The organism is Bradyrhizobium sp. in8p8 (assembly GCF_000426845.1).
In the GTDB taxonomy this organism is placed as follows: domain Bacteria; phylum Pseudomonadota; class Alphaproteobacteria; order Rhizobiales; family Xanthobacteraceae; genus Bradyrhizobium; species Bradyrhizobium japonicum_C.
In genome coordinates this window covers 181,647-195,153 of sequence record NZ_AUGD01000009.1, presented here as the reverse complement: position 1 = coordinate 195,153, position 13,507 = coordinate 181,647, and the positions used below count along the sequence as shown (strand labels likewise).

Annotated in this window: 9 protein-coding genes; 4 read left to right on the top strand and 5 right to left on the bottom strand. The window is 63.4% G+C overall.

The window, feature by feature from the left end; all coding sequences use genetic code 11:
* Positions 1-33 precede the first annotated feature (33 nt).
* Together K408_RS0123055 and K408_RS0123050 are read right to left on the bottom strand one after the other, a co-directional pair.
* Positions 34-840, bottom strand: coding sequence for a Crp/Fnr family transcriptional regulator (locus K408_RS0123055; protein ID WP_024340866.1), 807 nt, complete (start codon positions 838-840; stop codon positions 34-36).
* Between the two features lie 233 nt (positions 841-1,073).
* A complete protein-coding gene (locus K408_RS0123050) occupies positions 1,074-2,156 on the bottom strand; it encodes a SecDF P1 head subdomain-containing protein (RefSeq protein ID WP_024340865.1) in 1,083 nt (360 codons plus the stop codon).
* A gap of 224 nt (positions 2,157-2,380) precedes the next feature.
* Here K408_RS0123050 and K408_RS0123045 point away from each other — a divergent pair, with 224 nt between their 5' ends.
* Positions 2,381-4,285, top strand: a complete 1,905-nt coding sequence (locus K408_RS0123045) for an acyl-CoA synthetase (protein WP_024340864.1) — start codon at positions 2,381-2,383, stop codon at positions 4,283-4,285.
* A 332-nt stretch (positions 4,286-4,617) separates the two neighbouring features.
* The gene (locus K408_RS40330; protein ID WP_080654911.1) at positions 4,618-6,840 is read left to right on the top strand and encodes a putative bifunctional diguanylate cyclase/phosphodiesterase; all 2,223 of its coding nucleotides are present in this window, start codon (positions 4,618-4,620) and stop codon (positions 6,838-6,840) included.
* 9 nt (positions 6,841-6,849) lie between these two features.
* On the opposite strand, the gene K408_RS0123035 is transcribed toward K408_RS40330, so the two are convergent.
* A complete protein-coding gene (locus K408_RS0123035) occupies positions 6,850-7,440 on the bottom strand; it encodes a Crp/Fnr family transcriptional regulator (protein ID WP_028145965.1) in 591 nt (196 codons plus the stop codon).
* Between the two features lie 488 nt (positions 7,441-7,928).
* Here K408_RS0123035 and K408_RS0123030 point away from each other — a divergent pair, with 488 nt between their 5' ends.
* Positions 7,929-9,284: a globin-coupled sensor protein gene (locus tag K408_RS0123030; protein ID WP_024340861.1), complete on the top strand. Its 1,356-nt coding sequence runs from the start codon at positions 7,929-7,931 to the stop codon at positions 9,282-9,284.
* On the opposite strand, the gene K408_RS0123025 is transcribed toward K408_RS0123030, so the two are convergent.
* Both K408_RS0123025 and purB read right to left on the bottom strand, forming a co-directional pair.
* Positions 9,285-10,457, bottom strand: a complete 1,173-nt coding sequence (locus K408_RS0123025) for a M20 aminoacylase family protein (protein ID WP_024340860.1) — start codon at positions 10,455-10,457, stop codon at positions 9,285-9,287.
* A 147-nt stretch (positions 10,458-10,604) separates the two neighbouring features.
* Positions 10,605-11,912 (bottom strand): adenylosuccinate lyase, encoded by a 1,308-nt coding sequence (purB, locus tag K408_RS0123020; RefSeq protein ID WP_024340859.1) that lies wholly within the window; start codon positions 11,910-11,912, stop codon positions 10,605-10,607.
* 588 nt (positions 11,913-12,500) lie between these two features.
* Here purB and K408_RS0123010 point away from each other — a divergent pair.
* Positions 12,501-13,088, top strand: coding sequence for a TetR/AcrR family transcriptional regulator (locus K408_RS0123010; protein WP_024340858.1), 588 nt, complete (start codon positions 12,501-12,503; stop codon positions 13,086-13,088).
* Positions 13,089-13,507 lie beyond the last annotated feature (419 nt).

Below are 13,507 nucleotides of genomic sequence, written 5' to 3'. Positions count from 1 at the left end.
CCGGACGGCGGGCGCCACGTGGCCGTGCAACCGTTACGCGATCCTGTTCGTGCTCGCCGCCCGCTCCGCCGCCAGCTGCTTCTGCAGGCGATCGATGTTTTGCAGGAGGCGCTGGCTGGTCAGCACCAGGAAGTAGTACCCGAACTGCGGATCCTGGAAATAGATCTCGAGCAGCCGGTCGTAGGTGATCGTCAGCACCTGGCCGTCCTCGATGCATTCGACCGTTCCGGTGCGCCGGTTGTCCGGCGTGAGGAAGCCGAGCTCGCCCATCAGCGATCCCGGCAGGATCTCGACGTTGATCTCCTTGACCAGGAACTTGCCGGTGACGGTGAGGAACATCTCCTTCGCCGGATCGCGCAGCTTGAAGAGGATGTCGCCGCGGCGATATTTGCGCTCGGTCATGAACGGCTTGAGCCACTCGATCGACATGTCGCCCTCGGTCGCATGGCGCGCCTTCTTGACCAGCTTCAGCATCTGCCGCAGGCGCAAGGCGTTGATCGGAAGCAACAGCAGATACAGCAGGAACGTGGCGACGTTGGCGGAGAGCGCGCCGAACACGGTGAAGAACGCGCAGCCGATCATGTTGGCGACGCGCAGCGGCACCATGGTCCGCATCAAGAGGGTGGCGACGAAGAAGCCGGCGCCGACCGCGGCGAACAGATTGGCCAGTGTGATGTTCTGGACAAAGATCTCCAGCAGGCGATTGAAGATCGCGTCGTAAGTGACGTCGTTGGGGTCGAGGCCCATCTGGACCAGGATCTTGGCAATCCTGAGATTGTCGGTTGCCGCATCGAGGATGCGATCGAGGATCGATGAAACGTCTGCGCTGCCGGACGGCATGATCTGGTCCCCGCGTAAGGCCTTCAGTCCTGGTCGGCATCCGTATAGCCGAAATCAAATGACGACCGCTTGAATGACGCTTCCGGCCATGATGCCGCAAGAGGCAAATTCTAGCCTGTCCGGGCGTTTCGGCAATTGCCGTGGTTTGCGCGTCTGGCCGCGATTCGGGGCAGCCCCAGGGGCGTCTCGGACGGACCGGACGATCGAAGCGGCGGGCGACGGGTCCCGTTCACCTACGGCTTGGCGGCGGGTTGCACGACCTGCTGCTCGACAAGGCCAAGGCGTCCTGGCAGCGAGCCGGCGCGCAGCAGCATGGCGATGCTGTTGGCCTCGTCGAGGGTGAAGTTGCCGGCGATCTGGCCGGAGCCGCCGGTGATGGGCTCGCGGATCACGGGAGCGGAGATCACCTTGTCGTCGAGCACGATGGCGAAGGGTTTGCCGACGTTCTCTGCAGTCATGTGGGCGAAGCGCCGCATGCCGCGGCCGTTGAAGCGGAACGAGGCGATCGGCTCCTTCGTGTCGCTGGTGAATCCCGGGCCGGCATAGCTGATGTCCTCGCCTTCGAGCGTGCTGTCCTTGGCGACGAGATAGGGAAACTTGTCCTTGAAGCCGAGCAGGACTTCCGTGCCCGCCGGCGGCGTTCCCGACTGTGCCTGCTCGGCAGACATCGAGAGGGCGATCAGACGGAAGCCGACCTTGACCTTCTTGGCGAAGATCGCGGTGACGCGATCGGGCTCCATCACCCCCGGCAAGAAGATGCGGATGCGGTCCGTTCCGTCGGGCTCGACATTGGCCAGCTTGACGCCGGCGTCCTTGAGGCGCTGCTCGATCATGGCGACGGAATCCTCGACGAACTCGCGCAGCCGCGCGGCGGATGCGGCAGGGGTCGGTGCGAGCCTGACCAGGCCGTCTCCGCCATCGGTGACGGTGAGCGCATAGGCGGGCAGTCCCTCCGCCGCCGAGGCGAGCTTGCGCGTGAGCTGTTCGCGACCTCTGGGATCTGCGATCTTCACCTCGACGCCGCCGTTGCGGATCGCAAGGCCCGAGAAGGCGATCCGGCCCTCGCGGAGGGTCCTGTAGACGTCGTCGCGCAGATCCGTAACGATCGCCTCCCGCAAGCCGTCGGTGTCCACCTTGTAGATGATGCGGGACCCGCCCAGCTTCTCCATCTTCTCGGCGACGAAGGCCGCGATCTTGGCACGCATCTTGTCGAACTGGGCGTCCGCGCCGAGAGTGGCAGAGGGCAGTGCGATTGCGAATACCGCCGCGAACGCGGCGATCAGCCGTGTGATGCGATTCCGCGGGGGCGTCGTCATGATGACCTCAAGTCTTGCGGCAGGACGCTGGCGGGCGAATTCAGTGCCAGTTCTTGGTCCACGGATCAGCCGCGGAGGTTCAAGCGCCACAGTCGGTTGGCAATGGACGAATGCTCAATCATCCATCATTCTGCCTGCTCTCGGCCACCATCGGTCGAGCCTCGCCGAACCAAAATGTCAAAAGACAGGGGCGGGGGCATGCATCTGAGGGAGGACGGAATTTCATGGGTATCCACGCGCTCGATCGGCTCATCGGCAACGACTATCCGGACCTTTCGACGGACGCGGAGGTCCGGGCGTTCGAGCAGGTCCCCTATGCCGACCGCGTCGCGGCCGAGAGCACCTACGATGCGATCAGGCTCGGTGCTGCGCGCAACCCGGACGGCGCGGCGATCCAGTTCCTGCAAAATGCCGATCCCGCAGACACGCCGTTGGTCGTGACGTATGGCGATTTCATCGCGCGCGTCACGCAAGCCGCCAACATGTTCCACGCGCTCGGCGCCGAGAAAGACGACGTCATCAGCTTCATGCTGCCGCTGGTGCCGGATGCCTTCGTCACTCTGTTCGGCGCGGAGGCCGCCGGCATTGCCAACCCCGTGAATCCGCTGCTCGAGCCGCACCAGATCGCGGAGATCCTGGAGGCCGCCAATACCAAGATCCTGGTCGCGCTCGGGCCGATGCCCGGCACCGACATCTGGCAGAAGGTCGAGCAGATCCGCCCTCAACTGAAGCATCTCAAGGCCATCGTGCAGGTGTTCGGCGGCGGAGATCCGGCGAAGGGTATCTTTGCCTTTGGCGACCTGATCAAGCAGCAGCCGGCGGACCGCCTCGTCAGCGGGCGCCAGATTCGCGGCAGCGACATCGCCGCTTATTTTCATACCGGCGGCACCACCGGCACGCCAAAGCTGGTGCGGCACACGCATGCCAACCAAGTCTATCAGGCCTGGGCGCTCAATCTGCTGCTGAAGGCGAGGCCGGGCGCAAACCTGCTGTTCGGCATGCCGCTGTTCCATGTCGGGGGCTCGCTGACGCAGGTGCTGCTGACGCTGTCGAGCGGCGGCTCGCTCGTCGTGCTGTCGCCGAGCGGCTGGCGCAATCCGAATGCGGTGAAGAACATCTGGCAGCTCGTCGCGCGCTACAGGCCCGAAGCGCTGTCTAGCGTGCCGACGGTGCTCGCCGCGACCCTCGCAGTGCCGCCTGGTGACGCTGATATCTCCAGCCTGAAGTATGCGGCAGGTGGTGGCTCGGCGATTCCGGTCGCGGTCGGTTCGGCGATCCAGGAGAAACTGAAGCTACCCGTGATCGAGGTCTACGGCATGACCGAGACATCGAGCGTGCACACGCTGGCCTATCCGTCGCGGCCGATCCGGCTCGGCTCGGTCGGCCTTCCCATGCCTTACGCGCGCGTGCGCATCGTGCAGCTCGATGCCGAGGGACGCCTGATCCGCGACTGCAAACCGGACGAGATCGGCGTCGTGATCATGGCCGGCCCCGGTGTGTTCAGCGGCTATCTCAACGACGAGCACAACAAGGGCGCGTTCGTCGACGGCGTGTGGGTCAACTCCGGCGATCTCGGCCGCTTGGATGCCGACGGCTACCTCTGGATCACCGGTCGCGCCAAGGATCTGGTGATCCGCGGCGGGCACAACATCGATCCGGCGCCGATCGAGGAGATCATGTTCCGCCATCCTGCCGTCGGCTTCGCCGCGGTGGTCGGCCAGCCCGATGCCTATGCCGGCGAGTTGCCGGTGGGCTATGTACAATTGAAGCCGGGCGCCAAGGTCGAACCGGGCGAGCTGGAATCGTGGGTGCGCGAGCGCACGCCGGAGCGTGCTGCGGTTCCGGTGCAGGTCATTCCGATCGATCCGATGCCGGTGACCGGTGTCGGCAAGGTGTTCAAGCCGCAGCTGCGCTGGGACGCGGCGGAGCGCGTGTTCACCAAGGTGCTCGCGCCGCTGGTCGAGCGCGGCATCGACTGCAAGGTCAAGGTCGGCGCCCACGGCAGCCACGGATCAATCGCGACGGTGACGCTAACGGGCCTGCCGCCCGACCAGCAGGAGGCAGTTGCGCGCGAAGTACACGCACTGCTCGCGCCGTTCGTGATGCGGCACGAGGTAGTGCAGGCATAGGTGAGTACGATCTCCAGCCATGCACGATGCAGCGATGTCGTCGCGTCGTGACCTGGGGAAGAGATCCTGCCGCCGGTGACTGCAGCGACGACTTGGACCCGGTTCACGCATCCTGCGCTGGCCCGGGGCAGGCTCTTTCTTCTGGTTCTGGCGATCGTGGCGATGAGATCTGGGCCGGAGCGGATCTTGATCCAGGTTAAGAACACCGATCAAGCGGCCGATTCAGACATTTACCGCAACCAAAGCTTGCGGCCGCAACTCGGGAGCAGCGGATCGATTTTAAGTTCATCTTAGATGCGTGAGTGTTCGCATCAGAGGCGGAGGGAGCTCTGATGCAGTCATTAGGTCGTTCGGAGAGAATCGGCGGGTTGGCGGGCCTCGTGTTGCTGCTTGCTGCGGCGATCGTCCTGCAGATCGGTACGGGGGGCCTGGCCGCCTATGTCGCGCTGCTGTGCGCTGGCCTGGTCTGGCTCGTGGCATCGGCGGACCGGCCCACGTCGACAACGGTCCTGAATCGCGCCATCGAGAGCGTGCCCGCCGGCCTTTGTGTGTTCGCGCCGGACCTGCGGGTCATCGCCAGTAACCAGCGATACGCGAGCATGTATGGCTTGACGCGCGCTGACATCAAACCTGGAACGCGACTGCGCCAGATCATCGAAGCAAGGAAGGCCAAGCGCGGCATTTCGGAGCGCGTCATCGATGCTTTCGATGGGTTCGACGGGATGGCGACGTCGGTTCACGAGCTCCGCGACGGCCGGTTCATCTCGGTCTCACGGCATCCGATGACCGGCGGCGGCCTGATCGAGGTGCATCGGGATGTCACCAGCGAGCGGCTTGCCGAGATGCGGGCCAATGAAACGATGCAGGAACTGATCGAGAAGCAGTATGCCATCGATCAGGCTGTGATCGTCGCGATCACGGACGTGAAGGGCATCATCAACTACGTTAACGACAATTTCTGCACGATCAGCGGCTATTCGCGCGAGGAGCTGATTGGGCAAAATCATCGGATTCTCAAATCGGGCGTCCATTCCAAGCAGCTCTTTCGCGACATGTATCGCTCTCTGGCGGGTGGCCATGTCTGGCGCGGCGAGCTTTGCAATCGGGCCAAATCCGGCAAGCTGTACTGGGTGGATACCGTGATCACGCCGCAACTCGGTCCCGACGGCAAGCCAGTCGCCTATATGGCCATTCGGGTCGATATCACGGCGCGGAAAGAAGCCGAAGCCAAGCTCTCGTTTGCGGCCGCGCACGATTCCCTCACCGGCCTGTTGAACCGGTGTGCGCTGTTCGATCAGGCAGGAATTGGCTCGGAGCCTGACGTCCAGCCGGACCGCTTGAGCGTTCATCTGATCGATCTCGATGGGTTCAAACGTATCAACGATACGTTCGGGCACGACGTCGGTGACCGTCTGCTCGAGGCGGTCGCCTCGCGCCTGCGGTCGCTTGCCACCGACCGGGATCTCGTCGCGCGATTGGGCGGTGACGAGTTCGCCATGATCCGGCGTGTGGGCGACGGCGCAGCTGGGGCCGCAGTGGATCTCGGTCGCCGCATCGTTGACGCCATGGCGGCGCCGTTCGACATCGAGGGCCATCAGATCGACATCAGTGCAAGCGTCGGGATCGTGCTCTGTCCGGAGCATGGCTCGAATAGCGCCGATCTCCTGAAGAAGGCGGATCTCGCGCTTTATGACGTCAAGGCCGCGGGTCGTCGCGGCCATCGTCTCTATCAGCCGGCGATGCTCGAGGCGATCAAGGGAGAAAAAGTCCTGGAGGCGGAGCTGCGTCGCGCGATCTCCGCGCAGGAGTTCGAGCTGCACTACCAGCCCATTCTGGACGTCGAAAGCCGCACGGTCCATACGGCCGAAGCGCTGGTGCGGTGGCGCCATCCCGTTGATGGCCTCGTTGCACCCGATCGGTTCATTGCGCTCGCCGAACGCACCGGTCTCATTCAGCCGCTCAGCGAATGGATCATTCAACGGGCGTGCCTGGATGCCGCGTCCTGGCCGCCCCATGTTCAGCTCGCGGTCAACGTATCCGCTACCCAGTTCAAGCGCGGCAATCTGTTCGATGTCGTGCTGCAGGCACTGCTTCGTTCGGGATTGAACCCGCGACGGCTGCAGATCGAGGTCACGGAAACCGTCCTGCTTGAGCAGCAGTCCGAGCAACTGCAGACGTTCCGACGCCTGAAGTCCATCGGTGCAACGCTCGTGCTCGATGATTTCGGCACAGGGTTTTCGTCGGCGAGCTATCTGACGAATTTTCCGTTCGACAAGATCAAGATAGACAAGTCCTTCATACAGGGCCTGCCCAGACGGGACTGTGCCGCGGTGATCGCGTCGGCCGTCGTGCTGGCGAAGGGGCTGGGCATCAGCGTTACCGCCGAGGGAATAGAAACCGAGCCGCAGCTCGATCACGTTCGTTCCATGGGAATTGATTTCGCGCAGGGATATTTGTTCGGTCGGCCGGTACCCTATCGCCAGCTCAAGTGCGCGACCGTGTTCCCGGACGGTCCGGGCTGTGTTCTGCAAACGGCGACGGCTGGCGCAAATTGAGGCTCAGGCTCAGTTCAGCGCCCCCAGTCGCTGAAGCTCGCGCAGATTGAATACTTCGAGCACGCCATTCGACAAATCTGCGACGCGGCGTTCCCTGAAGGCGCTGAGCACGCGGCTGACATGGACCGGCGTTAGTCCCACGGCATCGGCGACATGCTGCTGGCGGAGCGGTATGCGATAGCGCTCGTCGCGGATCACGTTGCGGCTCGCAATCCGCTTCATCAACTGCAGGAACAGATGAGCGATGCGTTCCTCTGCGGAGAACTGGCCCAGCGCGGCAATGGTATCGTCGGCCGCCTTGGCCTCGTTTGCGCAACATTCAGCAGCGGCCCAGAGGATGCGCACGTTCGTCGCAATGCGTGCATGGACCTCCGTCCGCTTCATTGTGCTGACCTGGATCGCTGTCAGAGCCTTGACCGAAAAGTGCAGGCGCTCGTGAAGGAGCGAGCCGGCGAGGACATCTCCCGGCAGCAGGAAGCCGAGTATTTGCCGCCGTCCGTTCGGCATCTGGAGAAAACGAAATCCCCACCCGGCGCAAAAAACATAGATGTCGGGAGAGGCCTGGTTTGCCGTCAGCAACTGTCTTCCGGCCGGGACCACGAGATGGTGCTGCCAATCGGATGCGCCGATCGATTCAGACGGTGCCGCACTTTCGGAAATCGCAGCACAGAATCCGAAGGAGCCGCTCTTCGGGCAGGTTGCACAAGGCGAAAGGTCCTTCATATTCTGCTGAAGTCGCCGCTGTGCTGCCGCATCTTTGCGGATTCTCCGGAGGTCATGGTGCCACTATGATCCGTAACATTTTTGTATAGTCAACAGCTCTTTTTGTTGCAAATTTCGGATGGCAGAAATCTGGAAGCGGCATGAAGTGCGTCGCATCGGATTTGCCCTGCAACGATCAGACGTCGGACCGCGAAGCGGCATTCTTGTTAACGCGCATTATTAACCTGTATCAATTTCGGTTCACCTGCGTTGCTTTGCGCTCAGCCGAGCTTAACTGAATGAGATAATAATAGAGTTCATTGTAGTTGCCGCGTGATTGTTCGCTTTCAGCGTTTCGCCTCCGATGAATTGCAAAGGGCGCTATCATGACACTCGCGCAGACCCCAAATGACGAGAACCAGGATCGTGACGGCCGCATGCGCTTTATGCGCGTCGGCACCGAGACAGGCGAACTCCTGTGCGAATTCTGGTCGGTGGCCGAGCCCGCGCTGCCGGCTATCCTCGACGAATTCTACCGGCATGTATTGAGCGAGCCGCAGCTTGCCGCCTTGATCGGCGACGACATGCGGAGGCTGAAAACGGCGCAGAGTTCGCATTGGGCGCGGCTGTTCAACGGCCGCTTCGATCACGACTACATGCGTGGCGTGCGCATGATCGGGCTGATGCACAACAAGATCGGGTTGGAGCCGCGCTGGTATATCGGCGGGTATAATTTCGTGCTCTGCCGGCTGCTGGCCCTGGCCGTTAGAAAATATCGATGGATGCCGACGCGGCTGGCCAGCGTGCTCACCGCCCTCAACACCGCGGTGATGTTGGACATAGACATTGCCATCTCCGCATATCAGGAGGCGATGTTCGCGGAGAAGCAGAAGCAGCAGGAGGCGATTGCTGCGGCCATTCTGGATTTCGACGGCCGGATGAAGGTCGTACTGGAAAGACTGGGAAGCTCGGCGACCGGTCTACAGGGCGTTGCCGATGTGCTCAGCGCAAGCGCGGAGCGCTCGACCCGGCAATCGAGCGTGGTGGCTGCCGGCTCGGAAGAGGCGTCCACCAACGTGCAGGCCGTGGCGGCCTCGACCGAGGAACTCGCGTCGTCGATCAAGGAGATCGGCCGCCAGGTTTCGGAGTCGACCAGGATGACCGGCGAGGCTGTCGATCAGGCAGCGCGCTCCGGTGCCGCGATCGAGAGCCTGGCCAGGGCAGCGCAGAGAATCGGCGACGTCGTCGAGCTGATCAACACGATCGCGGCTCAGACCAATCTGCTCGCACTGAATGCGACGATCGAGGCTGCGCGCGCGGGTGAGGCCGGCCGTGGCTTTGCAGTGGTCGCGTCCGAAGTCAAGGCGCTGGCCGAGCAGACGGCGAGGGCAACCGGCGAGATCGGCCAGCAGGTCCTCTCGATTCAGGAGGCAACGACAGAGTCTGTCGGCATCATTCGCCAGATCGGCGAAACAATCGCCGCCGTCGACGAGGTTGCGACGGCGATTGCGGCTGCGGTCGAGCAACAGGGCGTAGCCACCGCCGAGATCGCGCGCAACGTACAGGAGGCCGCGCAGGGCACACATGACGTATCGAGCAACATCGGGGGGGTAAGCCAAGCTGCCAGGGAGACCGGCATCACGGCCTCCGAACTCCTGGCGGCCTCCAAGGAGCTATCGGGCCAGACGGATGTGCTCCGCTCCGAGGTCGAAGGGTTCTTTGCGGCAATTCGTGCGGCCTGACTAGCCGGCTTGCATCCGCGTTTCGACAAGACGCGCCCAGAACGAGGCGCCGTGGCCCAAAATGTTGTCGTTGAACACGTAGCCCGGGTGGTGGCACTCGTTGCCGTCGCCCATGCCGACCAGCACCATGGCGCCGGGGCGTGCTTCCAGCATGAAGGAGAAGTCCTCGGCGCCCATCATCGGGATGAACTTGTCGTTGACGCGATCGGCGCCGACGATGTCGCGGGCGACATCGGCGGCAAGGCCGGCCTCGCGCGCATGGTTCATGGTCACCGGATACATCCGCGTGTATTTCGTCTCGGCCGAGCCGCCATAGGCCCGCGCGACGCTGTCGGCGACCTCGCCTATGCGACGCTCGACGAGATCGCGTACCTCGGGATCGAGCGTGCGCACGGTGCCGCCGAGCTCGGCGATCTCCGGAATGATGTTGAAAGCCGTGCCTGAGTGGAATTGCGTGATCGATATGACGGCGGACTTCAGCGGATCGACGTTGCGGGCCACGATCGATTGCAGCGCGTTCACGATCTGCGAGCCGATCAGCACGCTGTCGACGGATTTGTGCGGACCCGCGCCGGCATGGCCGCCCTTGCCGTGGACCGTGATCTGGATGTTGTCGGAGGAGGCCAGCATCGCGCCGGGCGTGGTGGCGAAATGGCCTTCCGGCAGGCCCGGCATGTTGTGCATGCCGTAGACCTCCTGGATATTCCAGCGCGTCATCAGCCCGTCCTCGACCATGGCCTTGCCGCCACCGCCGCCTTCCTCGGCCGGCTGGAAGATCATGATCGCCGTGCCGTCGAAATTGCGCGTCTCGGTCAGGTATTTTGCAGCGCCGAGCAGCATGGCGGTGTGGCCATCATGGCCGCAGGCATGCATCTTTCCGGGGACCTTGGACGCGTAAGGCACGCCCGAAGTCTCCATGATCGGCAGCGCGTCCATATCGGCGCGCAGGCCGATGGCCTTGCCAGAGGCGGACTTGCGGCCGCGGATCACGCCGACCACGCCGGTGCGGCCGACCCCCGTCACCACCTCATCGCAGCCGAACTCGCGCAGCTTGTCCGCGACGATCCCCGCGGTGCGGTGGACTTCGTAGAGCAACTCGGGGTTCTCGTGGAAGTCATGGCGCCAGGCAGCCATTTCGTCCGAGAGGGCGGCAACGCGATTGACGATGGGCATGAGGGATCCGCTTCTGGAGGTGACTCTTGTCGTTCCGGGGCGATGCGCAGCATCGGACCCGAAATCTGGAGATTGTGGCGCGAGATTCTCAGGTGCGCAATTGCGCACCCTGGTTCACGCTTCGCGTGCCCCGGAACGGCGAAAACATCAGCTCTCGCCGAACACCCGCCTGAAGATCGTATCGACGTGCTTGAGGTGATAGCCGAGGTCGAACTGCTCCTCGATTTCGGCGTCCGAGAGATATTTCCTTACTTCAGTGTCCTTCTTCAGCAGCTGAAGGAAATCGCCTTCGCCGCGCCAGACCGGCATGGCGTTGCGCTGCACGAGCTTGTAGGCGTCCTCGCGGCTCGCGCCCTTCTGCGTCAGGGCCAGCAGAACGCGCTGCGAATGCACGAGGCCGCCGAGCCGGTCGAGATTCTTCTGCATGTTGGCGGGATAGACGAGAAGCTTTTCGATCAGGCCGGCCAGGCGCACCAGCGCGAAGTCGAGCGTCACGGTGGCGTCGGGACCCATCATGCGCTCGGCCGAGGAGTGCGAGATGTCGCGCTCGTGCCAGAGCACGACGTTCTCCAGCGCCGGCGTCACATAGGCGCGCACCATGCGGGAGAGGCCGGTGAGGTTCTCCGACAGCACCGGATTGCGCTTGTGCGGCATGGCGGACGAGCCCTTCTGCCCCTCCGAGAAGAATTCCTCGGCCTCCAGCACTTCGGTGCGCTGCATGTGGCGGATCTCCACCGCGATACGTTCGATCGAGGAGGCGATCACGCCGAGGGTCGAGAAATACATGGCGTGGCGGTCGCGCGGGATGACCTGGGTCGAGATCGGTTCGGGGACGAGGCCCATCGCTTTCGCGACATGCTCTTCGACGCGCGGATCGATCTGCGCAAAGGTGCCGACGGCACCCGAGATGGCGCAGGTTGCAACTTCCTTGCGCGCGGCGATCAGACGTTCCTTGGCGCGCGTGAACTCGGCATAGGCATAAGCGAGCTTGAGGCCGAAGGTCACGGGCTCGGCATGGATGCCGTGGCTGCGGCCGATGGTCGGCGTCATCTTGTGCTCGAAGGCGCGCTTCTTCAGCGCGGCCAGCACCTTGTCGAGGTCGGCGAGCAACAGGTCGGCGGCGCGGGTGAGCTGGATGTTGAGGCAGGTGTCGAGCACGTCGGAGGAGGTCATGCCCTGGTGCACGAACCGCGCCTCGGGGCCGACGATCTCGGCGAGGTGGGTGAGGAAGGCGATGACATCGTGCTTGGTTTCGCGCTCGATCTCGTCGATGCGGGCGACGTCGAACACGGCGTCCTTGGCCTTGGCCCAGACCGTCCTGGCAGCCTTCTTCGGGATGGTCCCGAGCTCGGCCAGGGCATCCGCCGCATGCGCCTCGATCTCGAACCAGATCTTGAACCGGGTCTGCGGCTCCCAGATCGAGGCCATTTCCGGGCGGGTATAGCGGGGGATCATCTGAGGGCTCCAGCAAGGTAGGCGGGCGACCCGAGGGGGGCTGTGCCGGCCAGAATGTTTTTACGCCGTGACTTAACAGAGCGGGGAGGGCGAAACAAACGGCGGGAGCAACGTCGCGGGGGATGATCAGCCCGAGCAAGGGGCTGAGGGCCTCGGCCGCGGCTGGCTGGTGGGTCGCCCGCCAGCCGGGCTGGCTGGCCGCAGCAGAATCAGCGGTCAATCACGAATCATTGACTGACAGATATTGAAATCTGTTAGCGAGACATGTATATCCGTTCCCGGACGCTCCGACCGGCGTCCCGCGACAAGCCCCGGGGAGCCCGACATCCGAAGCCAATTCGGATCGGAGGGCGGATTGAAGAACGGGGACCGTGGACGAATGGAGACTTAAGACAATGACGACCGAAATCCTCAATCTCACCGGCGTGATTGGGCAGTGGCTCAATCTGCTGGTGGCGCGCCAGATCGCGGCGCAGGCTGCAAAACTGCCTCATTAGGGCATAGGCTTTCCGAACGACCGGCGAGGGCGCTTCGGAAGCAGCCCGACGGCCGGAGTTTCTGAGCCCCAAACGGGAACATGGTGCTGGCATGAATGAAGCCGTTGTTTTGACGCCGGAGCGGATCCTCGAGGTCACCGAGGATGTGCTCAGGCGGTACGGACTTGCCAAGGCCACGGTGGTCGACGTTGCCCGTGCGCTCGATGTGAGCCACGGCAGCGTCTATCGCCATTTCCCGAGCAAGGCCTCGCTGCGCGAGGCTGTTGCCAAGCGCTGGCTGGATCGCATCGATGCTCCGCTGCGCGAGATCGCCGGGGAGCAGGGTCCGGCCCCGGCCCGGCTCGAGCGCTGGCTGCGTACGCTGTTCGCCGCCAAGCGTTCGCGCGTCCTCGATGACCCCGAGATGTTCGACACCTATCTGACACTGGCGCGCGAGGCTTGCGCTGCCGTCAAATGCCACAAGGACACCATGATCGACCAGATCGCGGCGATCCTGATCGACGGCGAGAAGCAGGGCGAATTCGCTGTGGGCGACGTGAAGGAGACGGCGCGTGCGATCTTCGATGCGACCGTGCGTTTCCACCATCCGGCTCATGCCGACGAGTGGAAGGATGCCGATCTCTCGGCGCGCGTCGATGCGACGCTGACGTTGTTGCTGCGCGGTTTGAAGGCTGGGTAGGCCCGCCTGCACAACGGGTGTCGATCAACCCCTTGCCTTGTGAAGAACGCCGCCGTTGTGAGCCGGCGGCGAGATGGTCGAGCCTCTACGTGTCCGGAAAGCTGGCTCGGCGGATGGCACGACCGGCGGACTTTCCGGATATGCATTGACCGCGATTTCGACCGCGTCCTTTGACCGCTTTCGCAGGCGATGGAATGTCAGCTCCTGATCGAGCATGGGGCAGCGGAAGTGGACAACGGCGGTGTCCGGCAGGCGGCAGAGCTCGTCGATGAGCTCGCCTACTGTAATGACCGGGGGATGGTCGACTGCTTTACGGTGACCCTTACTCATGACCCTTGCCTCCTTCACTGCCGTATTAACCGGAGCCGGATCGGAACCGTTCCAACTTCATTCAGCAGATTGAGAAGATTCAAGGGCCG